At 49.4% G+C, this 26313-nt stretch carries 18 protein-coding genes and 1 tRNA gene; 13 read left to right on the top strand and 6 right to left on the bottom strand.

Going from position 1 to position 26313, the window contains the following annotated elements:
• Window positions 1-57: 57 nt before the first annotated feature.
• The 7 genes from DZK30_RS10345 (at window position 58) to DZK30_RS10375 (ending at window position 4555) form a co-directional block, all read left to right on the top strand.
• The gene (locus DZK30_RS10345) at window positions 58-1689 is read left to right on the top strand and encodes an ABC transporter substrate-binding protein (protein WP_118974074.1); all 1632 of its coding nucleotides are present in this window, start codon (window positions 58-60) and stop codon (window positions 1687-1689) included.
• Between the two features lie 11 nt (window positions 1690-1700).
• Window positions 1701-2204 (top strand): hypothetical protein, encoded by a 504-nt coding sequence (locus DZK30_RS10350; RefSeq protein ID WP_118974075.1) that lies wholly within the window; start codon window positions 1701-1703, stop codon window positions 2202-2204.
• Between the two features lie 33 nt (window positions 2205-2237).
• Window positions 2238-2314, top strand: a tRNA-Met gene (locus tag DZK30_RS10355).
• A gap of 146 nt (window positions 2315-2460) precedes the next feature.
• Window positions 2461-2733, top strand: coding sequence for a helix-turn-helix domain-containing protein (locus tag DZK30_RS10360; RefSeq protein ID WP_118974076.1), 273 nt, complete (start codon window positions 2461-2463; stop codon window positions 2731-2733).
• Complete coding sequence (locus DZK30_RS10365) at window positions 2733-2972, top strand: hypothetical protein (RefSeq protein WP_118974077.1); 240 nt, start codon at window positions 2733-2735, stop codon at window positions 2970-2972. The genes DZK30_RS10360 and DZK30_RS10365 overlap by 1 nt, the downstream gene beginning before the upstream one ends.
• A 99-nt stretch (window positions 2973-3071) precedes the next feature.
• Entirely contained in the window at window positions 3072-3611 is a 540-nt protein-coding gene (locus DZK30_RS10370) for a toll/interleukin-1 receptor domain-containing protein (RefSeq protein WP_118974078.1), read from the top strand.
• A gap of 71 nt (window positions 3612-3682) precedes the next feature.
• Window positions 3683-4555, top strand: a complete 873-nt coding sequence (locus tag DZK30_RS10375) for a formylglycine-generating enzyme family protein (RefSeq protein WP_118974079.1) — start codon at window positions 3683-3685, stop codon at window positions 4553-4555.
• Between the two features lie 23 nt (window positions 4556-4578).
• Here DZK30_RS10375 and DZK30_RS10380 read toward each other — a convergent pair whose 3' ends face one another.
• Entirely contained in the window at window positions 4579-5385 is an 807-nt protein-coding gene (locus tag DZK30_RS10380) for a hypothetical protein (protein ID WP_118974080.1), read from the bottom strand.
• 109 nt (window positions 5386-5494) lie between these two features.
• On the bottom strand, window positions 5495-5680 hold the full coding sequence (locus DZK30_RS10385; protein WP_162903004.1) for a hypothetical protein: 186 nt from the start codon (window positions 5678-5680) through the stop codon (window positions 5495-5497).
• Between the two features lie 119 nt (window positions 5681-5799).
• Between DZK30_RS10385 and DZK30_RS10390 the strand changes: the two genes are divergently transcribed.
• Window positions 5800-6822: an NAD(P)/FAD-dependent oxidoreductase gene (locus DZK30_RS10390; protein ID WP_118974082.1), complete on the top strand. Its 1023-nt coding sequence runs from the start codon at window positions 5800-5802 to the stop codon at window positions 6820-6822.
• Window positions 6823-6825: 3 nt separating this feature from the next.
• On the opposite strand, the gene DZK30_RS10395 is transcribed toward DZK30_RS10390, so the two are convergent.
• The 4 genes from DZK30_RS10395 to DZK30_RS10410 form a co-directional block, all read right to left on the bottom strand.
• Window positions 6826-8433 (bottom strand): NAD(P)/FAD-dependent oxidoreductase, encoded by a 1608-nt coding sequence (locus DZK30_RS10395; protein ID WP_118974083.1) that lies wholly within the window; start codon window positions 8431-8433, stop codon window positions 6826-6828.
• A gap of 72 nt (window positions 8434-8505) precedes the next feature.
• The gene (locus DZK30_RS10400) at window positions 8506-10260 is read right to left on the bottom strand and encodes a hypothetical protein (RefSeq protein WP_118974084.1); all 1755 of its coding nucleotides are present in this window, start codon (window positions 10258-10260) and stop codon (window positions 8506-8508) included.
• A 101-nt stretch (window positions 10261-10361) separates the two neighbouring features.
• On the bottom strand, window positions 10362-11633 hold the full coding sequence (locus DZK30_RS10405; protein ID WP_118974085.1) for a hypothetical protein: 1272 nt from the start codon (window positions 11631-11633) through the stop codon (window positions 10362-10364).
• A gap of 42 nt (window positions 11634-11675) precedes the next feature.
• Window positions 11676-13997, bottom strand: coding sequence for a hypothetical protein (locus DZK30_RS10410; RefSeq protein WP_118974086.1), 2322 nt, complete (start codon window positions 13995-13997; stop codon window positions 11676-11678).
• Between the two features lie 311 nt (window positions 13998-14308).
• Between DZK30_RS10410 and DZK30_RS10415 the strand changes: the two genes are divergently transcribed.
• From DZK30_RS10415 to sov, 5 genes are all read left to right on the top strand, one after another.
• Window positions 14309-15103: an OmpA/MotB family protein gene (locus tag DZK30_RS10415; RefSeq protein WP_118974087.1), complete on the top strand. Its 795-nt coding sequence runs from the start codon at window positions 14309-14311 to the stop codon at window positions 15101-15103.
• Between the two features lie 33 nt (window positions 15104-15136).
• Window positions 15137-16594 (top strand): TlpA family protein disulfide reductase, encoded by a 1458-nt coding sequence (locus DZK30_RS10420; RefSeq protein WP_118974088.1) that lies wholly within the window; start codon window positions 15137-15139, stop codon window positions 16592-16594.
• A gap of 199 nt (window positions 16595-16793) precedes the next feature.
• Complete coding sequence (locus DZK30_RS10425; RefSeq protein ID WP_162903009.1) at window positions 16794-17825, top strand: hypothetical protein; 1032 nt, start codon at window positions 16794-16796, stop codon at window positions 17823-17825.
• 147 nt (window positions 17826-17972) lie between these two features.
• Complete coding sequence (ruvA, locus tag DZK30_RS10430; RefSeq protein WP_118974090.1) at window positions 17973-18557, top strand: Holliday junction branch migration protein RuvA; 585 nt, start codon at window positions 17973-17975, stop codon at window positions 18555-18557.
• A gap of 181 nt (window positions 18558-18738) precedes the next feature.
• A complete protein-coding gene (gene sov, locus DZK30_RS10435) occupies window positions 18739-26160 on the top strand; it encodes a T9SS outer membrane translocon Sov/SprA (RefSeq protein WP_162903010.1) in 7422 nt (2473 codons plus the stop codon).
• Window positions 26161-26313 lie beyond the last annotated feature (153 nt).

Consider the following 26313-nt stretch of genomic DNA (forward strand, 5'->3'; position numbering starts at 1 on the left):
AAATGGAGGCGCCCGTTGAAGGCGCCTCTTTTGTTTTAGCTTATCTTGCACCATCTGATGAAAGGACCCAAAGCAGTTCTGTTGTTTCCTGCACTCCTGGCTTTCCTGCTGCTTTCCTGCGGCGGGCGGAAGACCGGTGAGAAAATGATCTTCCGCTATAACCAGATCAGCGGAATGGAAACCCTCGACCCTGCATTTGCCAAAAGCCTTGCTATCATATGGGGCACCCATTTTATCTACAATACCCTGCTGGAAGTGGACAGCAACCTGCATACAGTACCATCGCTGGCGGCGCGCTGGGAAGTGAGCCCCGACGGCCTCGACTATAGCTTCCATTTGCGCCGCGACGTTTATTTTCACGACAATGAGGCTTTTCCCGGGGGGCGCGGTCGCCGGATGACGGCTGCCGACGTTGTCTATAGCTTCGACCGTCTTATTGATCCGGCTACGGCATCGGCCGGCGCCTGGATATTCAACGACCGTGTGCGGGAACACCGGCCTTTTGAGGCGCCCGACGACAGCACCTTACTCATCCATCTCAAAACACCGTTCCGGCCCTTGCCCCAGATCCTTACCATGCAATATTGCTCGGTAATAGCCCCGGAGGTCGTGCACAAGTGGGGCAAGGACTTCCGTAACCATCCCTGTGGTACCGGCCCTTTTCAGTTCCGCTACTGGGACGAAGGCAATATGCTGGTGCTGCACCGCAACCCGCATTACTGGGAGCATGATGAGGCGGGTGTACAGCTCCCTTACCTGGATGCCGTACAGGTCTCGTTCAACGATACCCGGGCTATGGAGTTCCTGCTCTTCAACCAGAAGAAGATCGATTTTATTAATGGTATCGACGGTTCGATGAAGGATATGGTGCTCACACGGAAAGGGACCTTGCGACCCGAATTTGCAGGTCGTATCCGGCTGGAAAAGCAGCCCTACCTGTATACCGAATACCTGGCATTCGTGATCGACACCACCAATCCCGTAGTGAAGAACAACCCTGTGAAGCTGAAAAAGATAAGGCAGGCGATCAACTATGCGATAGACCGGGAAAAGATCGTGACCTATTTCCGCAATGGCGTAGGCGTACCCGCTACCAGGGGCTTCATACCCCTGGCCATGCCTGGCCTCGAAAGTGCATCGTTTGAGGGTTACCATTACGATCCGGAACGGGCCCTGGCGCTGCTGCGGGAAGCCGGCTTTCCCAATGGGGAAGGGCTGCCGGCCATCACCCTTACAGTTCCCGATGTATATGTGGACATTTGTAACTTTGTAGCCAGCCAGCTTGGCGAAGTAGGGATACGCACCCAGGTACAGGTGATGTTGATGGGCTTGCTGCGGCAAATGATGACCCGCTCTCAGCTACCCTTTTTCAAGGCCGGTTGGGTAGCCGATTATCCCGATGCGGAAACCTTCCTGGCCTGCTTTTACGGTGGTTTCCCGGCCCCGCCCAATTATACCCGTTATCAGAACCAGACTTTTGACCGCTGGTACCGGGAGAGCCTGCAGGCAGCCAGCGATACGCAACGCTATGCCCTGTATGCCCGCATGGACAGCCTGGTTGCCAGCGAGGCGCCGGTAGTACCTTTATATTATGATGAGATGCTTCATTTCACCCAGAACAATGTGACCGGCTTAAAAAGCAATGCGCTGAACATTATAGACCTGCGCAGGGTGAAAAAAACAAACTAAACGATTTGAATATGGAAAATATCTGGGACAATCCGAGCAACCTGCCCGAATGGGATGACGAACGATTCCGGAGGATCGAAGAAGAGGATGGTCTTACCTGGAACGACAATGCCGGCCGCGAGGCCTGTAAGGCTTTATACAACCAATGGCGCGAAGTAATGGCGGGACTCAACGGGCTGTTCTCCTATGTACGCGAGCATACCGGCACCTCCGAAGAATTCCTCCATAGCCAGAAAAATATGATCTTCGACGAGGCGCGCCAGGTAGCGGTAAAAGTAAGGAGCGCCGATACGGCGGGTTTTTATGTGCTGAAGATGGAGTATGCCGCTGTCATCCGCAAAAGCGCCCAGTTTGTTTCCTCACAGGTACTGGCCATGGCCGATATGGGTTTTATAGACTCAGGACATACGGCCGTAGTGCGTGCCGATATCGACAGCTTCCGCTTACTCTTCCGCAAATGGGTGCGCACTTTTGAAAAAGATGACTACGAAGATGAGTGGGGATTTTTTGTTTAATTAAAAAACATTTTCTACCTTTGCCGGCCCAATGGCGAGATAGCTCAGATGGTTAGAGCGCAGGATTCATAACCCTGAGGTGACGGGTTCAACTCCCGTTCTCGCTACCAAAGAATCAAAGCGTTACAGAGTTTTTCTGTAACGCTTTTTGTTTTGGTACAACATAGGTACAACATTTTCATTCTTCTGTCGCTATGCGCGCATATTGCAATAAGTGTTTTAAATTCGTCAAGCCGAATACCTGAACACTTGCGATATGGAAGTTATTGTTTTAGAGGAAGAAGCTTTTTACGAACTTTATAACAGGCTTGTAGCCGATATAAAAAAGCAACTTGGGGTCAAGTCGCGTGATAAATGGATTGATGACGAGGAAGCCATGTCCATGCTGAAAATCAAATCCAAAACCACGCTGCAAAAATTCCGTAATGAGGGCAAAATCCGCTACAGCGAAGTCGGCCCCCGGCTGTTCCTGTATGATAGCGATAGCATCGACGCTTATATTGAGAAAAACGCTAAAAACCCGTTCTAATGGAAGAAGAAAAAACAGTCGATCCGATATTCAAGAAAGGGTTTGAACATGGCTATTGGCTGCGGCGCGGCAATAGCCCGGAGTTGAATGATCTAATACAGAGAGCCGCCAATCACAAAGGTTATTATACCGGGCTGAAAGCGGGCAGCAAAGAGGCAGAGCGTGAAATGTTCCTGGACAAGCTACAAAAACAGAAAGCCGATAAAGAACAAAAACCGAAAGGGCCTAAGCGACATTAATTATAAAATTCTGCTCCACTGCTGCATTAAAATTCAGAATCTTGTGTTATTTTTAGTTGTTTTTATCAATTAAGATACAACACATTCGCAATCACCGGTATGAAGAGTAATACGACGAACAACAAAGTTTTCATATCCTATTCCTGGGATAATGATGCGCATAAGCAGTGGGTTTTAGATTTGGCGAATCTGCTTATTAAAAATGGGATTGATGTTATACTTGATAGATATGAATTAAGCGCTGGCAAGAGTTTACAGCACTTTATAGAAAATGCTGTAAGTGAGTCTAACAGAATAATAATAGTTTATACGCCTAACTACAAATTGAAAGCTGACAAGAGGGAAGGAGGCGTTGGTTATGAGTACTCAATTATCAACATTGGTCTCTATAAGGATATTACTGGTCAAGGTAAAATAATACCTATTTTGAGGCAAGGCAGTATAGCAAGTAGTATACCTGAATTTATGCAACAGTTCATCCATATCGATTTTTCAAACGACAGAAAATTTTCAGAGAACTATGAAGAATTATTAAGGGAGATTTATAAAGAACCTAAAATTAAAAAGCCGCAAATAGGAGAAAAGCCGAATTTTGAATCCAATTTTGTTGGAGTAAAAAAAAACGATTTGAACGATTAGCGAGTAGGAAAAAATGGAATTTCAAAGAATATAGATCGATTATCTATGTACTGATAATAATTATAGTTTTAGTGCCTCTGTATTTTATCAGTAAGGATTATATCTTTAACTTTTTTATTTTAAAGGAAAAGAAGGAATTAAAGAAACCTCATTTTTCTTCTATAAAAATCACCAATGATTCCGCTAAGCAGCAACCAAATTCGCTGTCGAAAGGTTATGATGATTCTATTCTAGGAATAAATTACCTGTCTAATACGGCATTCTTAAGCAACATATTCTCTGCAAAACCAAATCAGGAAAATAAAAAATCTAAGGACGCTCAATATTGGCAACTCTCTCAAGATTTCACAGACTCGATTATAGACTATAAAATGGTTTTTTTACGGGATACGTTTTCCTTTCATAAAAATCATCTAAAAGAGTTTTATATTGGTCAAACTGAAGTGACACAAAAGCAATGGGAAAGAATAATGGGCGATAACCCATCCCACTTTAGCAATTGCGATGACTGTCCAGTTGAAAACGTAAATTATAACGACATTCAGCTATTTCTTAAAGAATTAAACAGAAGAACAAATAAAAATTATCGTTTACCTACTGCTGATGAATGGCAATTTGCCGCATTGGGAAAGGTTAAAAGTGAGGTCAGGCCATTTCTTTTATTCGGCGCGAAAAAGCTTAGCGAGATCGCGTGGTGGGGAGCTAATAGTAAAAATAAAACACATCCTGTTGCAACCAAAGCTGCAAATAACTACAAACTATATGATATGTTTGGAAATGTAGAGGAATGGTCGGCTTCAAAAACGGATGGGTGGAAGGGTCATTACATGATTTTTGGTAGTAGCTATTATTGGTGGGACGAATATCATTATGATATTGATCCTTGTAATAACGCAAAAGTTAATTCAAAAGATGAAATGACTGGTTTCAGAATAGCCCTTTAATGACAACTTGTAAAAGTTGTGAATCAATTTTCATCACTCAAAAAATCCACGATATCATAGGCAACTTGATTTGGAGAGATAATGGTAGAAGCCTCAAGACCATATCGTCCGCTTTCATCTTGGATTATGCCCTTTGTTACTAATCGAGTGAGATGCAAGTGTAATTCCCATGATTTTAGGTCATAGGTTGACGGATTGTAAGCTGCTTTCAAAGGCTCTATTCGTTCTTCTGCCTTTTTAAGCCTGTCTTCCTCTTGTTCTATCAATCTTTGAAGCTGCTGATCTTCAGGTGTATTAATCCAACTATCTTCAACATCGTAAATTTCGCTTTGCCGTTCTCTCTTTCGGCTATTTAGCATTTCAAGCTCACGCTTAATTTGATGGATGTCAGAATAGTAATCTGCATATTCACCACCTTCTTCGACTATTCTCTGCAATATCACGAGTTCATAGTCTGACAATCCAGCTATCAGTTCGGCTAATACTTCTGCATAGTCAAAATTCTTAGGTTTGACTATTTGTGAAGCTAAAAGGCGCTTGAGAGCGTCAATTCTTTTTTGTGCATTAATCTTAACGACCCTTAAAACGACACTTTCAAAAAAATCACCGACTTGTTCTTCCTCAATCTGCTCGATTGCTAACGGAACTTGAAAATGAGAATTCATGTAATCAGACAGCGCATCGATAAATTTATCATATCGGGCGCGTTTTACGCTGCCCCTTACATCAAATATCAACTGATTAAGCAAGCCCCCGGCTACGGGAACTGCGCCTATTGCAGCTTTAAGAATTCCCTTGCCTAACTGTTTCATTTCTTCTTGATCGCTCATTAGACAAATTTAAAAATAGTTTTATGAATTCCACAAAAGCAAAATGATTTTTGAACAAAAACGAGGCCGAGGCTACGCTAACGTAACATCGGCCCCGCACATCATAAACTTAAACAGTGACGACCCGGCACTGGTCAATATAATCAGCCAATCGCTGCATCATTTCCTTTCTTTCATCTAGGAACAAAGCCCGGTCATAAGCCCGGTCAACATCATTTGCGGGAACATGCGCAAGCTGGCGATCCGGCACCTCATGCCGATAGCCTAACTTCTCTTTTGCAATCCCCATGCCCAAAGCCTGGCTGCTGATTTATCGCTCAATTGCGCCGATGCTCCTTGGCGCGCTGACCATCATTTCCAATCACAGGCCATAAACCAGGCCCGGCCATTCCTTATTTTCCGTTTCTTTGACCCATGAAAGTGGATTTCCTCATCGTGGGCCAGGGCGTGGCCGGGACCTTGCTCAGCTACCAGCTGTTGAAAGCCCGGCGCTCTCTGCTGGTGCTCGATGAGGGCTTTGGCGGAAAAGCCAGCCGTGTTGCCGGCGCCGTGATGAATCCGCTCAGCGGCAAACAATGGAAACCGGCGCCTGGCGCTGATCTCTTTCTGCCCGAGGCATTGGCGACTTATCGCGAATTGGAACAACTTCTGCGGCGCTCCCTGGTACAGGCCATGCCGCTTTATCTTTTCCAGGAGTCCGGAGCGGCAGTCTTACCGCAGCTGCAACCTGTATCGCCACAGCTGCTCGATACCTTTTTCCATATTCCCGGCCGGCTCGATCGCCTGCCCGATACCTGGCTGGTCGATGCTGCCGCCCTGCTTGACGGCTGGACAGACTATTTGCAGGAAAAAGGCGCTTTCCGCAGGGAGCGGTTTGATGCCGCGCAATGCATGGTGCTTCCCGACCGGGTGCATTACCGCGATATTGAAGCGGGCACCATCATTTTTTGCGAAGGCGCGGCGGCAAGGGATAACCCGCTGCTACAAGGACTGCCTTTTACCACCAACAGGGGAGAAGCGTTGCTGCTTGATATTCCCGGATTGCCTTCTGATGCACTTTATCACAAGGGGCTGCGCCTCGCACCCCGTAGCGACGGGCTGTTCTGGTGCGGCAGCAATTATACCTGGGAATTGAAGGGCATGAGGCCCGATAAGGACTGGCGCGGCAATACATTGGCCGCGCTGGGGGAATGGCTGAAGCTGCCCTTTCGCCTGGAAGATCATATCGTGGCCGAGCGGCCCACTACGGCGGGCCAGGTTCCTTTGCTGGGACTTCATCCCCGCTACCCGGCAGTGGCCCTGTTCAATGGCCTGGGCACACGGGGCTTCTCGGCCGGACCTTTCTGGGCCACACAACTGGCACACCAGCTGCTGGACCCCGGGTATAAGATACCGGCGCTGGCAGGCTATGCCCGCCTGGACAAATGGCTTCGCTGAAAATTATTTTTGCTTTTCTTCGTGGTAGTCCATTTCTGTATTGATCTCCCACACATTCTTTTTGTCCGTTATACCGGCCACAATATTGTCGACCGCGGTCATAGCGGTAAGCATGGAATGGTCGCTGTTGTTGTACTTATGCATGCCGTTCCGGCCTATGAGGAACAAGTTGGAAAATTTATCGGTATAAGATTTGAGTTCGTCAAACTGGTCATAGGTGCCGAAATAGGCTGGGTACGCCTTTTCCATACGCAGCACCGTGCTGTCCAGCACGTCTTCTTTGCGAATGATCTCGATCTGCGCCAGTTCTTCGATGGCAAAGCGTTTCAGGGCTTCGTCCTCCATATTCCACAACGGATCGCCCTCATTGCAGAAGTATTCCATACCGATCCATACGTTTGCGGGATCGGCCACCATAAAGGGGCTCCAGTTGTTGAAGATCTGGAGCCGGCCTACTTTTACTTCGCGCTCCTGTATATAGATCCAGTTGTCCTTAACTGTATTATCTGCCGATTCAGCTGCGTTCTTATCCCTGCGTATCTTTAATTTCTTCATCAGGAGACCGACCGTTATGAAGTCGCGGTAGAGCAGGCCATCCGCGATCCTGCGTATGGGTTCGGGTGCAGCGGGCTGCATGTGCGTTAGCAGCTGCTTCATGGGCATGGTGGAGAAAAAATAAGCGCAGGGCATCTCGGTCTCGATGCCTGTTTCGCAGTTCTTCACCCTCACGGCCTTTACCTGGTCGCCTTCGGTTAGGACGCCGGCGATCTCATGCCGCAGGTGAAGGCTGCCGCCTTTAGCTTCTACCAGCCTGGCTACCTCTTCCCACATCTGCCCGGGGCCATGTTTCGGATAAAGGAAGCGTTCGATGAGGCTGGTTTCCGTTTCCTTCTGGCCAATGCCGTCGGCTTGCTTTACCTGCTTTTTCTTGAGCTGTTGCTTTACCGCATGCTGTATCGCTTTAATCACCGAAAGACCTTTGATACGCTGTGCGCCCCACTCGGCAGAGATCTGGTTACAGGCGATTCCCCAAACTTTTTCGGTATAATCTTTGAAAAAAGTGAGATATAGCTCCTTGCCAAAGCGGTTGATAAAGAAATCTTCGAGCGAGCGTTCCTCCTTGCGGGGTTTCAGGCGCGCTGCCATGTAAGAGAAGAATATTTTGGTCGTACGCCACAAGCCCAACCCCTTAAGCGTTTGCATAGACAGGGTCACTGGATAGCTGAAGAACTGCTTGAGGAAGTAAATACGCGACAGGCGGCTGCGCACCAGCATAACCTTATCCTGGTCGCTACTGCCTGTTGTTTCTACGCGATGGGTGTCTACGAGACGGGTCTGGTTCTGGTATTGTATCCTTACCTGGTCTTCGTGCGTATGCTCCATCGGCAGAATGTGCAGCCACCAGTCCATAACGCGGTCCGACTTGGAAAAGAACCTGTGGCCGCCGATATCGATCCGGTTGCCCTTATAATTGATCGTTTTGCTGATACCGCCTATGTCCCCACTCTTTTCATATATAACAGGGATAATGTCGGTACGTTGCAGCAGTTCGTAAGCTGCTGTTAATCCTGCGGGGCCGGCGCCGGCAATGATGGCGATTTTTTGGGTCATTTAAGTACTGGTGTAAATCCTGCTGCTACATTTTTAAGTACGCGAAGATAGATAAATGGTTGGTAAATGGAATTAATGATCAAAGCCGATAACCTTAATATGATCGACATAGCAGGGTATGGTCCCTTTGTTTTCGTTGTAAAACAACAATTCTATATTATCATAAACATCATATTTTACTTTAACGTCGACCGTCATATTTTTAGTATCACCTTTATCCAGCAGCCGTTGTAACCGGATGCTGTTTTCCTGCACCACATCATTTCCCTTTTTTAGCCGCACGGCATAATGGGTCATAAACCAAAGCCCCCATTCTTTCTGATCGATGTGAATATCCGCACTGGCCCTGATCCATTTATGCTTTTCTTTTACCGGAAAAGAAATGGAATGCTGCTCGTCCTGTGTTACGGTAAACCGGCTATTGCTGGCAGTATCGCCGGAATATAAGACTATCGGCTGGTGCACGGCTCCGGTATAGGCGTCTTCGTTATCGCGCAGCATTTGTACTTCCGGGGGCAGGTTGTAGCGAAAGATCGTAGCCAGGTAATAGGCCCGGGTACCTGGCGCGCCACCGATAAGGGTACCTTTATGCGCCTGGTAAGTCCACCATATATTGAAATAAACCGCCGGTAGCAGTAATGGCGTTGCGAGGATGAGCCCTATTTTTTTCCGGAGCAGAAAATGGACCAGGCTGGCCAGGGGAAAGAGCAGTGCCGGGTAGTTCTGGATCATGGCACGGCCGCCATAATCCCAGGCATCCCAGGCCGCCACAATATAATAGTTGATCCCGATCAGTAGCAGGATGGCAATCTTATTTCTGCCCGACCAGATCAACGGGATGATTCCTGCCAGGGCAAAGAGCATCACCGGCGTATACAGGAGCCAGCCGCACTGGTAGTTGAGCGCATACATCTTGAAATGCGGTCTGCGCCAGGAAAACCCTTGCTGCTGATAGGTATATACAAACCATTGCCCGCTGGCGTATTTCCAGTAGAAGAATTGAATGCTCAGGATCGCCAGGACGATACCCGCTCCCAATACGATCTGTGGCAGCTGTTTTTTAAAGAAACGTAGCCGCTCTCTTAGCACGCGTGGCCAAAGACTATTCATACCCCAAAACACCGGTATCAATACGGCAATGATCTCGGGCGGTCGCACCAGGGCTATGAGACCAATAAGCGCCGCTACCCGCAGCAGGTATTTGCGCTGCAGGCGCTCGTAGTAGTAGTGTGTATTCAGGAAAAGGAATACATATAAAGTGAACAGCCAGCTATGCGTCATACCCACCTCGATCCCACCATAGTTCAGGTAGTTGGTGCCGGCCACGAGCAGGAAGAGGGTAATACCCGTTACCGTATCGTTGAAATAAAGCAGGAGCAGCTTGCGCAGGTACCATAGTCCAAGCAGGGTAAACAGCATGCCGCCCAGGTAGATCATGAACTGATAAGGCAGTGAAAACCCATCGGCAGGATAGCCCAATGGCCTGGCCAATGCATGGGCGATAAAAAACCAGGGCGCTTCCAGTATTGCGGTTCCCATGGTGTAACGAATAACGTAATTACCCGACGGCTGCCAGAAACCATACTGGAAGTCGTCGGGTGGTGTGGGCTGGTACTTATTGAGGATGCTATCCTTGAAATGCTGACCTCTCAGATCGTGATAGATAAAGACAGATGGGAGGTACCAGTAATAGCCACCGGCATCCCAGGACAGTTGGGCTTCTCCGCCTCCTTTTTTCCATCGTGGATAGAAAAAGGAGCCGGAATAGGCGATCAGCACAGCACACAGAAGGAAAGTGTACTTGGAAAAAGTTGTAACCGTACGCATGGCGTGAATAGGATAATTACAAATCAAGCTTCAAAGAAATGGCGGCCAAAGGCATGGTATAAATGACGCTTACCATTGGCGGTATGCTTACCGGCAGCCGGTCAATCCATAAATAAAGGTGTTATAAACTGCTGGAAAAAATGCAATTGCATCATTATATTAAAAGAGATAAAAGGAATAATAGCCCAGCGGTACTTTTCTTCCGAACAATAGAGCATAAAGGACAGGATGAGCAAATTGCTTATCGCTGCTATAGTAATATATTTATCAAGGGATTCAAAAGCGCCGAACAGCGCCCAAAAACCATTGGCCAAAAGAAAAACAAACAGGATATGCCGCAAAGTATACTTCTGCCTGCCCAGGAAATGAAGAAACACGAAGAAAAAAGGCTGTATAATGGTGTAGCGGTTAGCGCCCATAACGAAGGTGACCGGGCCGCCATACCTGGGACTGAAAAAAACCAGGAACACCAATACCATGGCCAGGTAACCTGCACTCAAGGTGATGAGTGGATCGGCGGTTGGTTTATTCTTTAGCCATAAGAGCAGCTGGCGGAATAGAAAGACCCAGGCAACGGCATCAATGAGCATTGATATGGCGCTGAGCCAATGGTGGTGTACTGCGTTGTCTATATTGGAGAATGGAAGACCCGGAAAAGTGAAAATATGGTTCCAGTGCTCGGCCTGGGTCTTGAAATAGACGAACCAGATGCCCGTTGCCTGGTATTGTATCAGCACATTGATCGCCAGGGCCAGCAGAATGGGTGCAATATAGCGATAGCCCGACCGGAGCAGCCCTTTACCGATATCGCGTGGAGAATGGCCAAGAAGCTCCATGGCAACAAAAGCCGGAATAAGAAAAAAGCCAGGCGCCCTGATGAGCGAAACCAGGAAAAGGCTTAGCCATAACAGCTTGTATTTTTTCTCCCTTACAGCATAGAGCATGAGCGCGCCAAACAGAAAAAACAAGGACTCCGTATAAGGAATGAAAGCGAAATAGACAGCCGGGAGCGTAAGCCATACCAGCCAAAAGGTCTTGTCTTCCTCCTTTAAAGTGCGTACCAGCACCGCAAATCCAAGGGAAAAGAAAACAATGTTTAAGAAGGACATGCCCCATATCCCCAGGTGGGTCAATCGCCAAAGCCAGGGAAAGAAGATAAAAAAACCGGTGTTGGGAGAAGCCGGATTATATCCATGTTGCCTTAGATCATCGTAAAAGCCCACATCCCAGGCGATCAGCTTATGCGCCTGTGGTTCCAGGGCAAATATTCCCGTTCTTGCCAGGAGGAACTGCATGACATAGAAAAGAATGCCGTAGCCCAGGGCAAAAAGAAACGCCTTGGCAAAGGGAGACAATAGGTACTTATTAATCATGTTTTATCTGGTAGCGTGGTTTATGGTTTACGGTAAACAGGTTTAGGGTAGGGACTGCGGCCGGTTATTCAGCAGCAGCATATGCGGGTCTGCCTTGTAAAAGTAAATATGGCTTACAGGATAAAGCAACAATTCGTCCAGGGCCAGGTAATTTTTCCGGCTTCCTTTGATCCACAGCTTGATGGTGGCTGTTTGCCGCTGCAAGGAGATTACCTTTTCGGCTTTATACCAATCCTTTATCGTATAGGTGCTTCTGTTGGCAACAAAATCCCCTTCTGACAGCTGCACATCTTGCTTATCGTAGGTTCTGAAGAGGACATAAGGCATATCCGTTACCTTGTCGGAACAGCGCAACCAGGCGGAAAAAGAATAAAGAGAATCCTGCAAGCTTCCTTTAACCGGTATAACGGCCACTAATTGATCTGTAGTATCTACCGCCGGCATGGCGCCTTTGCCGGCAAAGGGTTCTTTGTAGCCACCCTTATCGAAGTGATCGCTATAGGTAAACACATTGGACACTGTATCGCCAATGAGCCCCTCGGGCGGTAGGAGTCGTCCGGCTAGCATCCTTATTGAATCGGCGTCGTGAAGGTCGCGGCGGACCATAGCTTTCAGGTCCAGCGCGTAGACTTCCAGCGCTTCCTTTTTCCCGATATAAACCGCATCCCTGGTCAGGGCTTTCTCTCCCGGCGTAAGTGGTATGGTCTGGTTGACAAAGACGAGAAAGGGTTTGTCGCCAAGGCTGTCTACAACAGGTTTGGGCGTAAAGGGGCCGTCGACCAGCCGCATGAGCGCAAAGGTTTGCGACCAGGAGGTACGGGACATCATTACATCGGTCATTTTAAGCCCGGTGGCAAAAGCGAGGGTCGCGCCGTAGAAGATAACATTGTCCAGGTCTTCCTGCGCGGTAACCCGGTCGGAGCCAATATGGGTATACGGAAGACCGATTATGCCCTGGAACGATGCCGGCGTGTATCCTTTTTCTTTCAGCCAGGTACGCCAGCTGGTTCCGTTTTCAACCATGAACCGTTGGTAATTCTCTTGCACATGAGCGCAGTCGATGCGTATCCGTTGCCCATACCCGTTCCATTCGATCAGGAATACGACGATCACTACGACCACCGCGCTTATCTGCAGCTTATGGTACCCCTGGCGACGCCAATGACGGAAGAGCCGGTACAGGAATATGCTGGCATAAACTGCCATCAGGTAATAGAAGGCCCAGGAGAACCGGCCCAGGGAGCGGAATTGCTTGAGCACGGAAATATAATCGAGCAGGAAATCAAGCCCCCATACAAAAGGCACGCCCATACCAAACAGCAGCATGATCACGGCGGTAACCAGCCACAACCGGTAACTCCGTACCGGATGCGTGGGCACCCTGGTCTTGCGCAGCCGGCGGACAATGCTTACTATAATGCGGTACAATAAAAAGATGCAGGCCAGGATAGCAACAAAACCCAGGTACGCATAGCCCTCAGAAGCTGAAGATGCCTTTCCGAACAGCCAGGAAAGGGCATTGGTGCCTATAAAGTTATAATCACTGGTAAGAATGTCGGGGCCGGTGGTGGCGCCGTTCAGGAATCCATAGGGTGTTGCGGGACGGTCGGTCACCCGGTCGGTGAGCAACAGATAGCCTTTAAAAGCAACAACAGCCGCTATGGCACAGATCAATGGGGGAATGATCACTTTGCATTTCTCTTTCCAGCCTACGCGTTGCGTTACCACATAGGCAAAGCTGAAGGCACAGGCGAAGATGAGGGAAAAAGCCAGGTAATAGACATGCAGGAAAGTAAACAGTGTGGTAAGCAGGAAAAAGAAGAAAAGGTATTTGCTTTTTCTGCTCTGCCGGTAGCACATGAACCAGTAAATGATCATCGGAAAAAAGCAGGTCAGCGACAGGCTGAAGTGTCCGAAGATGCGGAAAAACTGGGGAGAAAAGTAGGTGATGAAGATGGCGGAGCAAACGGCCCACCATCCTTTGAGGCCGTAGCGACGGAGTATCTTATACAAAAACCAGGAGCAAAGCCAGTAGCCAATAAGGAAAGTACTGTGCAGGATCATGAGGCTATGCTCCGCTATTTGCGGAAACCACCCCTTGAGGTGGTTAATGGTCCAGGCCAGCGCCGGTATATTGTCTGTAAACAGGATGTTTTCGCCAAAAGGATAATTCATTCCTGTGAAATGGGTACCCTGGTCGTACTTTATATAATAGAGGTAACAGAAATAATTTTTGAGACCGTCGCCGCCAATTGTCAGCATACTGGTGTTCATAGCGCCCAGTATCATGTAAAAAAAGCTGCAGCTGAACAGGATGTTTAATAGGATCAGCCGGAATATATCGCGAGGGTATCGCTGTTTCATGGTCGGAAATTTGAATCGTGTCTTCGCTCCTGTTGGCGCGGCATTGCCCTTTATTTCATTTCTATCGGCCCGATAAAGGATATTGAATGGGAAATTACCTGGTGCGGGTCAAATATAAAGCATAAAAGAAAAGGGGGCAAATATCGGCGCTTCCCGCATATGCCGCAATGCCACCACTTACAGGTCAAGGGTGCGCCGGGATTTTATGTTATGTTTCAACTTTTTGGCTGCTCCGGAAGGTCTTTTGAACTTATTTTATGCCCAATTGGAAAGCCTTTCTTACTTTTATGCGATCCTTAAACTGAATTGCTATGACACGAACTTTTTCTGTGCTTACCGGCGGGCTGCTGCTGGGTGTGGTGCTGCTCGGCTCCTGCGTTTCCAATAAAAAATTCAATGAATCACAATTGGCCCTGTCCAATGCCCGTAAGCGCGTAAGCGAGCTGAACGAAGACCTGGAAAGCGCAAAAGGCCGTCTGCAGCTGATGGAAGAGGCCAATGCCTCGGCAGCCAACCAGCTGGATGAAAAGGATAAGCGGATCAGTGAAAACCAGAAAGAGCTGGCCGACCAGCAGGAAAAGCTGCGGCAGCTTCAGCAACTTATCGACCGGCAAAAACAGCAGACTGAGGCATTGCGGGCCAAAATGGCCGGCGCGCTCGGTGGCTTCAGTTCCGATCAGCTCTCCGTGTTCACCAAGAACGGGAAAGTATATGTGAGCCTCTCCGAAAAGCTATTGTTTCCCTCCGGTAGCGCTGTGGTAAATGCCGAAGGTAAAGCAGCCCTCGAAAAGGTGGCGCAGGCGCTGGACGAAAACAAGGATATCAATGTTAATATAGAAGGCCATACCGATTCTATTCCCATTCGCCTCAAGTTTGAGGACAACTGGGCCCTTAGCGTGGCACGTTCCACCGCCATCGTGCGCCTGCTGACCAGTACGTACCACCTCGATCCGGTACGCATTACTGCCAGCGGCCGCAGCCAGTACGAGCCCATAGCCGACAATGCTACGCCGGAGGGCCGTGCCCGCAACAGGCGCACCGAAATTATCCTGGCGCCCAAACTGGACGAGCTGATGCAGCTGATCCAGGATGCGCAGACAAAATGACCCGATCACCAACCGAAGTATAAATAGGAACCAATGAAAAAATTAATGGCGGCCCTCCTGCCGGGACTTATCGCCGCATTTGCCGCAAACGCGCAGAAACCTGTCACCATCACCGGTACCATTACCGAGCCTGCCGATAGCAAAGTGATCATAGTCAACGGCAGCGCTACCAGCATCAATGCCGAAAACAAGCAAGAGACGCTCGAGCTATCCAAGGAAGGTAAATTCCAGATATCGGTTCCGGTAACGCAGAAATACAACTGGATCGTGATTGCCAACGGCAATGGCCGTCTTGATCTTTTTGTAAAGGAGGGAAGCACCCTGAACTTTACGACACGCGGCCCGGGCTTTATCAGCGAAGCCCGTTTTGAAGGGAAAGATGCCGATATTCCGCGTTATTTTGTCGGCTGGTCCCAACGCAATGGAGGCGTGATGTCTTATTTCCACAAGCTGCAGGAAACAGCCCAGCGCGATCCCGCGACCTATCAGCAGGCGGCGGATTCTTTACGTAACGAGGAAACGGCACGACTGAAGACAGCGCTGGACAGCAAGCAGGTGCCCAAAGACTTTTTTGAATATTTATCCCGGTTTTTCGAATATTCCGTCTACGACGCCATGCTGCATTATCCCGTCATGCATGAAGCGTTTCGCCTGCAGACCAATAATATTCAAAGTGTGCCACCCGAGCTGTATGCCGTTACACGCAAAACACCGAAGCTGTTCAACGACGACTACCTCGATATCGCTTTTTACCAGAACTACGCACAGTCTTATTATAGCGCTATGCTGGCAGCTAACGGCTATATCAATGCCATCTCCACCGACCCCGCGACCGGGCAGATGGATATAAGCCAGGCCTTCAGGCAAACCGACAGCACCCTGCAGCTCTTGTATAAAAATACGCCCCGTAAGACCGGCGAATTTGCCGCCGGCCGTATTCTCCTCAACGAAACCAAAGGCTGGCCCACCGATTCGCTGCTGGCCAGGATCAAGCTTTATAAACAGCAATATCCCAAGAGCGCCAACAATAAGGTGCTGGACAAGATGGTCGCCGACCTGCAGAAATTTGATCCCGGACATCCGGCGCTCGATTTTGCGTTTAAGACCCTCGACGGAAAAGATATGAAGCTCTCCGACCTCAAAGGCAAAGTCGTATACCTGGATTTCTGGGCTAGCTGGTGCGGTCCCTGCAAAGGGGAAATGCCACACGCCAAGAAAATAAAAGAGCATTTCCAGGGCAAGGACGTAGTGTTTCTTTACGTATCTATCGATGATAAAGAGGACGCCTGGAAAAAAGGGATCGAGACGCTGGGCATCTCCGGCGTTCATACGCGCACGCCAGGTTGGAAAGGCGATATCTCGGCTTTGTATGAGATTGGCAGCGTGCCCTCTTATTTTCTTATCGATCGCAAAGGCAATTTCGCTGTGGCCAAAACGCCAAGGCCCAGCCAGTCGGAGGAGCTCGTTAAGCTGATCGAGGGATTGCTCTGATCCTGCTTTCCAAAAAAATTGCAATTTTTAATTTATCTTTTTATCTTGCCACAGTATTTGTATGCAGGCAGGGGCAAGGATTTGAGGGAAAGTATCCCTCTTGTGGCATCTTTTGTGAGGTGTGCAAGAAAAAAACAGAGAAAAGCATACAAGGAAATAAGTTTTTTTTTACTTTCAACGCTCAAATTTTTGTTCCATCATGCGGAGATCATTACAAGGTATTTTATTTGCCGGTTTGATGACGGTTGGATTGGTAACCATGGCCACCACCCGTTCGAGTGCGCAACATGAATACGATTGGGGAAATCCCGATATTCCCTACATTGAGCAGCGTGGATTTTCTATTGGATTTAACCTGGGCCAGTCCGACATCTGGGGCGATGTAGGAACAAAGTCTGTTATCGATCACTACAATAATTCCGTATACAAAGACGATATCTTCGGCAATATGCGCTTTATGGGCGGTATGTTTGTCCGCTACACCCATGTACCCGGTATTTCATTTCGTTTTGGCATCAATTACGGCGCTCTGTACGCCACCGATCAATGGAATGAGGAGAAAGCAATGAAAGCCACCAATATCAAGGACGACGCCTACCAACGTTATGTACGCAACCTTGATATCAAGACCAATATCTGGGAGAGTAATCTCCTTTTCGAATTCAGTCCGTTACGCATCAGTAACTGGGAGTTTGGAAAATTGTCCAAGTCCAGGGTACAGCCTTACCTGCTGATGGGTGTGGCCGGCTTCTACTTCAATCCCCGCGGCACTTACAAAGATCTGGCAACCGGTACCAAAAAAGAAGTGGACCTTCAGCCATTGCGTACCGAAGGTGAAAATTTCAATGCGCCCGGCTATACCTTTCCCAAGGGCTATAGCTTGTTCTCCTATGCTGCTGTGGGTGGTATTGGTGTCCGCTTCGATATCGGCAAAGGCCTTGGTCTTGGCCTCGAGTACCAGCTGCGCTGGACCTTTACCGATTACCTGGACGATGTGAGTGGCAGTTATATTGATCCCCTGCACCACGATATCGCCTTCCTGGATCAGCCTGGTAAAAGTGATGTGTCTCAGAAGATGGCCGATCGTTCCAATGAGATCATTCCCGGCTACAAACATCAGCCAGGGGAACTGCGTGGCGATCCCGGCAATAAAGATAAATACTCTACGCTTTCCATTATGTTCTTCTGGAAGATCAAAAAGCGTTCCAGCCCTTGGTGGAGCACGTATTAATTTACTGCGAAGCCTGTGCTTTGCGATACTTTTAGCGCTAATTTTACCGCATTCAAAAACGCTGTTGGTTCTTAGCAGCGTTTTTTTATTTTTATATTTTTGCACCGCCCGTAAGCACAGAAAAGCGCCCGGGACTATTACTGGTCTATGTTCGGTTATTTAGAAGGAAAGCTCGTTAACCTGACGCCTACTCATACCTATCTGGATGTAGGTGGTGTTGGTTACGAAGTGCAGTTGACCCTGCACACCTATGAAGCGATTTCTGGCAAAGCCTCTTGCCGTCTGTATACACATCTGCAGATCCGCGAAGATGCCTGGGTGCTTTACGGCTTTGCCACAGAGACCGAAAGAAGCGCATTTCAGCGGTTGTTGTCTATATCGGGAGTAGGTGCTGCCACGGCCCGTATCCTGCTTTCTTCGCTTACCGCCGCCGATCTGAGCGCCATTGTCCTGAGTGGCAACGTAAAGGCCCTGGAAAAGGTAAAAGGTATAGGCGCCAAGACGGCGCAACGTATTATACTCGAGCTGAAAGGCAAGCTGCCCGAGGCAATAACGGGAGAATTTAATATCTTGCCACACAATACGAAAGAGAATGACGCGTTAAATGCTTTACTGGGTCTGGGTATCGGTAAAGCCATAGCAGAAACTGCCGTTAGGAAAGCAAAGACTCTGGCTGGAAACGAAGATATAAGTGTGGAGGAATGGATCAAATCAGCCCTTAAGAATTTATGAATAGTGCAGAAGCATTTCAGTAGTTATCCAAAAACTAAGGAAGTGTTCCGCATATTTTTGCTTTCAGTATACACGGCATGATCTAATCAAATAAAAGCTTACTTTAGGAAGAGCATTGGCACAGAAGCAGCATACCCATTTTGGCTATAAACTTTTAGCAGTTGTTATTATAATAATAGCATTGGCTCAGGTATTTACTGCTCGTGGCTTTGAAGATCCTCATTTCGACCCTCCCCCTCCGCCGCCGTCCGCCGATACGCCGGAACTCCATTTTCCTATCGATCCCGGCGATCAGCTCGGTACTCCCGAAAAAAAGCAACCCTCAATCGATCTGAACGATCCCGCCAATGTTGAAAAGAAGGTGGAGTACAATGCGGATGAGAAGCGTTTTTACATGAATGAACAGGTCGGCGGCCAGGATATTAAAAATCCGACCTATATGGAGGCCGACGAATACCTGAAGCAAAAAAGCGAGCAGGATGAGACGGACTACTGGCGTCAGCGCCTGGATGCCTTAAGCATGTTCAACCAAAAGCCCAAGCTGCCTTCTCTCACCAAAGAAGGGATATTCAACCGCCTCTTTGGTAGCGACAAGATCACAGTAAAGCCCCAGGGCAACCTCGATCTAACCTTTGGCGGCAGCTGGCAAAACATGAAGAATCCCAACCTGACGCAACGGGCGCAGAAGTACGGGATATTCGATTTTGACATGCAGATGAATGTCAACCTGCTGGCCCAGATCGGCGATAAGCTTAAGCTCAATATCAGCAACAATACTTTGCCCACATTCGGTGAGCAGAACACGCAAAAGCTGGAATATACCGGTAAGGAAGACGAGATCATCAAAAAGGTAGAAGCCGGCAATGTGAGCTTTCCGCTCAAAAGCAGCCTGCTTACAGGGCCACTGTCCCTGTTTGGCCTCAAAACACAGCTCCAGTTTGGCAAGATGTTTGTGACCGGCGTGCTGTCGCAGCAAAAGTCCCAGCGTAAAAGCATTAACCTCCAGGGCGGTGCACAAACCCAGAGCTTCGAGATCAAAATAGATGATTACGAGGAGAACCGCAACTTCCTGCTGGGCCAGTTCTTTTTCAACAACTACGATGCAGCGCTTGCTACCTTTCCTGTTATTAAATCGCAGGTGGTATTGACAAGAGTAGAAGTGTGGATCACCAACCGTACGGGTGCAACGCAGAATGTGCGGAACATGATCAACTTTATGGACCTGGGCGAGTCGCATCCTTATACCAAAGTGCTGGAGAATCCCTCGGCGCCCACCTATAGCAAGGGTCTACCCGACAACCGGTCCAACCGCCTCTACGATCTGCTGCAGCAAAATCCCGCCCTGAGGATACAGGGCAGCGGCGCAGCGCGCAGCCTGGTATCGATAGGGCTCGACTCCAGCCAGGGCAGGGATTATACCATTGCTACCATGAGACAGCTGAATACATCCGAATTCAGCTTCCAGCCGCAGCTGGGTTATATTTCACTCAATACGCAGCTTAATGCCGACGATATCGTGGGCGTGGCCTACCAGTATACCTACAACGGAAAAATATATCAGGTGGGTGAATTTTCCGAGGCACTCTCGCCCGATTCTTCCAATACCAAGGTGATGTTCCTTAAAATGCTGAAGGGCGTTGCCTCTACGCCCCGGCTGCCGATCTGGAACCTGATGATGAAGAACATCTATTCCGTCGGAGGAGCCAATATCTCAAAAGAAGATTTCCGGCTGAACGTTATGTACCAGGACCCGGGCGGCGGTGAAAAACGCTACCTGCCCGAAGGGCCCAATGCCGGTGTGCCACTCATCACTCTGCTGAACCTGGATCGCCTGAATGTGCAGAACGATCCGGCCCCCGACGGGGTGTTTGACTATGTCGAAGGCATAACGGTCAATTCCCAAATGGGAAAGATCATCTTTCCCACGCTGCAGCCCTTTGGCTCATCCCTGGTACCGGCTATGGGTGGCGACCCCAAGCTGGAGCGGCGATACATTTATCAGATGCTGTACGATTCGACGAAGACGATCGCCCGGCAGTTTCAGCAAAACAACCGTTTCCTGATCAGGGGCAATTATAAAGGCGCTTCCGGATCGGAGGTAAGCCTGGGCGGTTACAATATCCCGCAAGGTTCCGTTACCGTAACGGCGGGCGGACAGCGCCTGTCGGAAAACGTGGACTACCAGGTCGACTATAGCCGCGGTAGCGTTAAGATCCTCAACCAGGGAATACTGGCATCCGGCATGCCCATCAGTATCTCTTATGAAGACAATGCGACCTTTGGCCTGGTGCAGCAGAACTTCTGGGGCGCCCGCTTCGATTACTTCTCCAGCGACAAGCTTACCTTAGGCGGTACCATTATGCGGCTTACCGAAAGGCCGTTCACACAAAAAGTCAGCTATGGTGACGACCCCATCAAGAATACGGTTGCCGGCCTCGACGCCAATTATCAGAGCGAATTCCCCTGGCTGACAAGTGCGCTCGACAAGCTGCCGATCTTCAGCACTTCGGCGCCTTCGCTGATAGCGGTTACCGGCGAGGTGGCCGGTATTTTCCCGGGACACCAGCGATTTATCAACTCGCTCGACCCTGAAGGCGCCGTACAGATCGACGACTTTGAAGGCGCCAACAGCTCTATCGATCTTCGCTTTCCCATAACCAGCTGGACATTGGCCAGTACGCCTGTGGGCGCCAAAAACGGGAACAACCGGACCCTGTTTCCCGAAGCGACCAACACCAGTGATCTGAGCAGCAATTTTAACCGTGCCAAGCTGGCCTGGTATATGATCGAGCCTACCCTGATCGATGGTAGCTTTGGTACGCCCGGCAACATTAAGTCCGATACCTCCCTGCAGGATTATTGGCGGCTGGTGCTGCAACAGGATGTGTTCCCACAAAAAACGCAGCTTGCCGGACAGAACGGCCTGCAGACCTTCGACCTGGGCTATTACCCCAGCACACGCGGTCCCTACAACTTTTCAACTACAAATATTGCCAACGATGGTACCCTCATCAACCCGCAGGATCGGTGGGGCGGTATCCAGCGTGCGCTGGACAATAACTCCAGCGATTTCGAAGCCTCCAATGTCGAGTATATCACCTTCTGGATGCTGGATCCCTTCCTCTATAAGCCAGCTACCACCGGAGGAGATCTATATATCAACCTGGGTAATGTTTCGGAAGATGTGCTCAAGGATTCCCGTATATCCTTCGAAAACGGTATTCCTTATCCCAAAGATCCAAGCAAGCTGGACGAGACCCAATGGGGTAATGTGCCGCGCTTCCAGCAGCAGATCACCCGTTCTTTCGACAATGACCAGGATGCCCGCCGTACGCAGGATGTGGGTTATGATGAGCTCGACAATGGCGAGGAGCAGAAAAAGTTTGATCTTTTTCTCAGGACATCTCGACCCGGCCTGAGCAGTGCTGCCTTTGATAAGCTGAACGCCGACCCTTCGTCCGACAACTTCCACCATTTCCGGGGCAACGATTATGACCAGATGAGCGGACGGCATGGTGAGGCGCTGCTGCGTTATATCGACTTCAACGGTCCTGATGGCAACTCGCCTATAAACGACCTGAATTCCAACTTTACGACCTCCGGCTCGGCCATTCCCGAATCGGAAGATATCAACCGGGACAATTCGCTGAACGAAACCGAGGCGTATTACCAATACCGTGTACGCCTGCAGAATAGTAATGATCCGGTAATGCAGATCGGGCGCAATTTTATCGTCGACCGCAAGGAGTCCGACATCAAGCTGCCCAACGGACGTGTACAGCGGGAAACCTGGTACCAGTTCAAGATTCCCATCCGGGAATACCAGCAGGCTGTAGGCGGGATCAGCGATTTCCGCTCCATACGCTTTATGCGTATGTTCCTGTCCGACTTCAGAGATACCACCTATCTCCGTTTTGCGCAGCTGCAGCTCGACCGTAACCAGTGGCGGCGCTACCTGTTCTCGCTCACCTCGCCCGGTGAAAATATACCGCAGGAGGACCTGCAGACCACCAGCTTTGCCCTTACCTCGGTAAGCGTGGAACAAAACTCCGATCGTAAGCCTATCGCCTATGTGATCCCACCGGGAGTAGAGCGGCAGGTAACCCCTTCGGGTCTCGGCGGCGGCCAAAACATTCAGCAGGACGAACAGTCCCTTTCGCTGCAGGTGTGCGGGCTCAAGGATGGCGACGCCCGTGCTGTGTTTAAAGAGCAAAGAATGGATATGCGGCAATACAAAACGCTGCGTATGTTTATCCATGCCGAATCGGTGCCCAACCAGGCAATCGTGAACAATGGCGACCTTGTTGCGTTCGTTCGCATCGGCAGCGACTTCATCAATAACTATTACGAGTACCAGATACCGCTCAAGATTACACCAACTTCCGTAAGTAAAAACGCGGACCAGATATGGCCGGCTGGCAACAAGCTCGAGCTGCTCATGAGCAAGCTCACCGATCTGAAGACCCAGCGGAACAGTCTGAACCAGCCCTCTTTCCAGCCCTACCGCGCTGTCGACGACCTGGGCAATACAATGATCGTTGTGGGCAATCCCAACTTCGGTGAGGTGAAAAATATCATGCTGGGGGTGGCCAATCCTAAAAAGACCCTGCAGACACCGCTGGACGATGGCCAGCGGAAATGCGCCGAAGTGTGGTTTGACGAATTCCGCATGGTCGATCCTAATGAGCAGGCGGGTTATGCGGCCTCGGGCCAGGCCAATATCCAGCTGGCCGACCTGGGTAATGTGCACCTGGGCGGAAGCATGCATACGATCGGCTGGGGCAATATAGATCAGAAAGTGGATCAGCGGTCCCGCGATAATTTTTACGCCTACGACGCCTCGACCAACCTGAATATAGGCAAGCTGCTGCCCCGGTCTTTTGGCCTGCAGCTGCCTGTCTTTGCCGGATATACCCAAACGATCAGCAATCCCAAATATGATCCCTACGATAAGGATGTGCTGTTGGGCGACAAGCTGGATGCAGCAAGTAATGCCCGTATACGCGATTCAATACGGAAGGCAGCCCAGGACTTTACCTCGGTAACCAGTTTCAACCTGGCCAATATCCGCTACCTGGGCAACCCCGACAAGCAGGGCAAAACGCCCATGCCCTGGAGTCTCAAGAACTTTGATGCCAGCTACTCCTATAACCGTAGCTTTAAACGCAGCCCCCTGCTGGAAAAAGATGAGCTGGTAGAACAAAGGCTGGGACTGGGATATAACTATACCATCAAGTCAAATTTTATCGAGCCTTTCAAAAGGATGATCAAGTCCAAATCCAAATGGTTGCTACCGATTAAAGACTTTAACTTTAACCTGCTGCCCAGCAATTTCTCTTTCCGTACCGATATGCACCGGCTGGTAGGAGAAACGCAGGTGCGCAACATCGACGACGGCCCTTACAAGATCCCATCGACCTTCTATAAGAATTTCACCTGGGACCGGACCTATAACCTGCGCTGGGAGCTCACCCGTTCGCTCTCGTTCAACTATACAGCCAATAATCAGTCCCGTATCGATGAGCCTTACGGCCATATAGACACAAAGCAAAAGCGGGACTCGCTATGGAGCGCTATTTCGAAATTCGGGCGCAATACCTATTTCTCGCAGACACTGAACGTTACTTATACTTTGCCCACGCAGAAGTTTCCGTTCCTCGATTGGACGCGGGCAACGGCTTCTTATGCCTCCACCTACAATTGGACGGCGGCATCCCGGTTAGCTTATGAGCAGGGTAACATTATTGCCAATACCCAGCAAAAGCAGATTAATGGCGAGCTTACCTTTAGCCAGCTATACAACAAATCGCGCTGGCTGAAGGCGATCAATACGCCTAAGCCCGTCGATAAGATCGATAGAGTGAACAGCAAAAATCCGGCACTGCAGTCAACCATAGGCGGCCTTAAGACCGGTGATGGCGGCGCCAACGCGCAGATGAACAATTTGAAGCAGAAGGAAGAGCCGAAGAAGAAGCCACAGCAGCAGCTGCCCCCACGTCCGCAAAAGAAGAAAATAGAGAAGAACAGAATCCCCGGCGCCGATACCATGAGTAAACACCAGCTGGATTCGACCTATCATGCCTTGAAAAAGGCGGAACGGAAGCGTTTCCGCAAGGAGCTGGCCGCCTGGCGCGCCAAAAGGCGGAACATCCTGCCCGAAATACCAGAAGCAGTACGCGTGAGCGGCCGCCTAGTAACCATGCTGAAACGGGTAACCGTCAACTATTCCGAAAATTCCGGTACCATATTGCCCGGCTTTATGGACAGTAGCCAATTCCTGGGTGTCAATAGCCGTTCGAGCGGTTGGTACGACTTCGCCTTCGGCGCGCAGCCTGACCGGGCCTGGTTTGACCGGCAGGCGGCGATGAACCGCATCTCGCAGGATTCCTTCTTTAATGGGCAGCTACAGCAGACCTATACCCAGAACTATAGCCTGCAGGCTACCTTCGAGCCTTTCCCTGACCTGCGTATCGACCTTACCTGGACCAAGCAGTTCAGCAAGAACTATTCGGAAACGTTCAAATACAATACAGATCCGGCATATGGCCCCGTAGATCAGTATCAGCATTACAGTCCATATAGCACAGGTACCTTCAACATTAGCTTTATCGCGATCAAGACCATGTTCTCGGCCTCAGGCGCCAATACGCTGTCGCAACCCTACCAGGATTTCATGAACAACCGTGAGATCATCTCCCGCAGGCTGGGCGCCATTAATCCCTATACAGCCGGGCAGCTTGATCCGCAAGACCCCAACTATACCAAAGGCTATACACGTTACTCGCAGGATGTGCTGATCCCGGCCTTCCTGGCAGCCTATACGGGCCGCGATGCCAATACCATACCCCTGGTCGAAAGCGATAACCCCAGTATAAGGGCCAATCCGTTCAAGAACTACTTCCCGATGCCCAACTGGAAATTGGTGTATAACGGCCTCACCAAGCTGCCGTTCTTTGCTGAATATTTTACCAACTTCAATTTGAGTCATACGTACACCGGCAACTTGTCGATGAACAGCTTCATGAGCTCCTTCTATTTCAACGATATCCTGGCTCAAGGCTTTCCCTCGTTTATCGACTCCAACTCACATAGCTATGTACCGTTCTTCCAGGTGCCCAATATCACCATCAGCGAAAACCTGGGACCCTTCCTGGGTATAGATGCAGCATTCAAAAACGGTGTCAACGTAACCCTTAAGTTCAACAAATCCCGAATGCTTAGCCTTAGCCTGGTCGACTACCAGGTAAGCGAGACCAAATCGACCGAGATTGTGGTAGGCGGTGGGGCCAGGATCAAGGGCCTGAATTTACCCTTCACCGTATTTGGAACCCGGCGGTTGAAAAATGATATCAATATCAATATGTCGGTGGGCTATCGTGACGATATTACGACCAATAGCTATCTGGCGCAGAATACCAATATTCCCACACACGGTCAAAAGGTGATCACGATCTCGCCAACGATCGATTATATTGTCAATGATAACCTGCAGCTACGGCTGTTCTACGACAGGCGACAGAGCATACCGGTTATGTCTACCTCTTATCCTATCACGACTACGAGGGCCGGTATCACATTACGGTTCCTGTTTGCACCACAATAGTTCTGAAGAATATTTATGCCCTGTTGCCTGTAAAGCAAGCAGGTATTTATACTCATTGGAATAATATTAACGCTTGGCCCAAAACTATTCAACCAGGGTAGCTGTTTTATCGGTACGGCACGTATGTAGCCGCTTGATACTACTCACAATTAC

Origin of the sequence: Taibaiella koreensis (genome assembly GCF_003545715.1) — a bacterium.
Lineage (GTDB): Bacteria > Bacteroidota > Bacteroidia > Chitinophagales > Chitinophagaceae > Taibaiella > Taibaiella koreensis.

Bases quoted from the DNA above. Each gene is read 5' to 3' on its own strand.
- DZK30_RS10390 (WP_118974082.1), top strand. From the start codon at position 5,800: ATGAAAGTGGATTTCCTCATCGTGGGCCAGGGCGTGGCCGGGACCTTG.
- DZK30_RS10380 (WP_118974080.1), bottom strand. From the start codon at position 5,385: ATGAGCGATCAAGAAGAAATGAAACAGTTAGGCAAGGGAATTCTTAAA.
- DZK30_RS10400 (WP_118974084.1), bottom strand. From the start codon at position 10,260: ATGCGTACGGTTACAACTTTTTCCAAGTACACTTTCCTTCTGTGTGCT.
- DZK30_RS10410 (WP_118974086.1), bottom strand. From the start codon at position 13,997: ATGAAACAGCGATACCCTCGCGATATATTCCGGCTGATCCTATTAAAC.
- DZK30_RS10420 (WP_118974088.1), top strand. From the start codon at position 15,137: ATGAAAAAATTAATGGCGGCCCTCCTGCCGGGACTTATCGCCGCATTT.
- DZK30_RS10395 (WP_118974083.1), bottom strand. From the start codon at position 8,433: ATGACCCAAAAAATCGCCATCATTGCCGGCGCCGGCCCCGCAGGATTA.
- DZK30_RS10425 (WP_162903009.1), top strand. From the start codon at position 16,794: ATGCGGAGATCATTACAAGGTATTTTATTTGCCGGTTTGATGACGGTT.
- DZK30_RS10360 (WP_118974076.1), top strand. From the start codon at position 2,461: ATGGAAGTTATTGTTTTAGAGGAAGAAGCTTTTTACGAACTTTATAAC.
- DZK30_RS10405 (WP_118974085.1), bottom strand. From the start codon at position 11,633: ATGATTAATAAGTACCTATTGTCTCCCTTTGCCAAGGCGTTTCTTTTT.
- DZK30_RS10370 (WP_118974078.1), top strand. From the start codon at position 3,072: ATGAAGAGTAATACGACGAACAACAAAGTTTTCATATCCTATTCCTGG.
- DZK30_RS10415 (WP_118974087.1), top strand. From the start codon at position 14,309: ATGACACGAACTTTTTCTGTGCTTACCGGCGGGCTGCTGCTGGGTGTG.
- DZK30_RS10350 (WP_118974075.1), top strand. From the start codon at position 1,701: ATGGAAAATATCTGGGACAATCCGAGCAACCTGCCCGAATGGGATGAC.
- ruvA (WP_118974090.1), top strand. From the start codon at position 17,973: ATGTTCGGTTATTTAGAAGGAAAGCTCGTTAACCTGACGCCTACTCAT.
- DZK30_RS10345 (WP_118974074.1), top strand. From the start codon at position 58: ATGAAAGGACCCAAAGCAGTTCTGTTGTTTCCTGCACTCCTGGCTTTC.
- DZK30_RS10365 (WP_118974077.1), top strand. From the start codon at position 2,733: ATGGAAGAAGAAAAAACAGTCGATCCGATATTCAAGAAAGGGTTTGAA.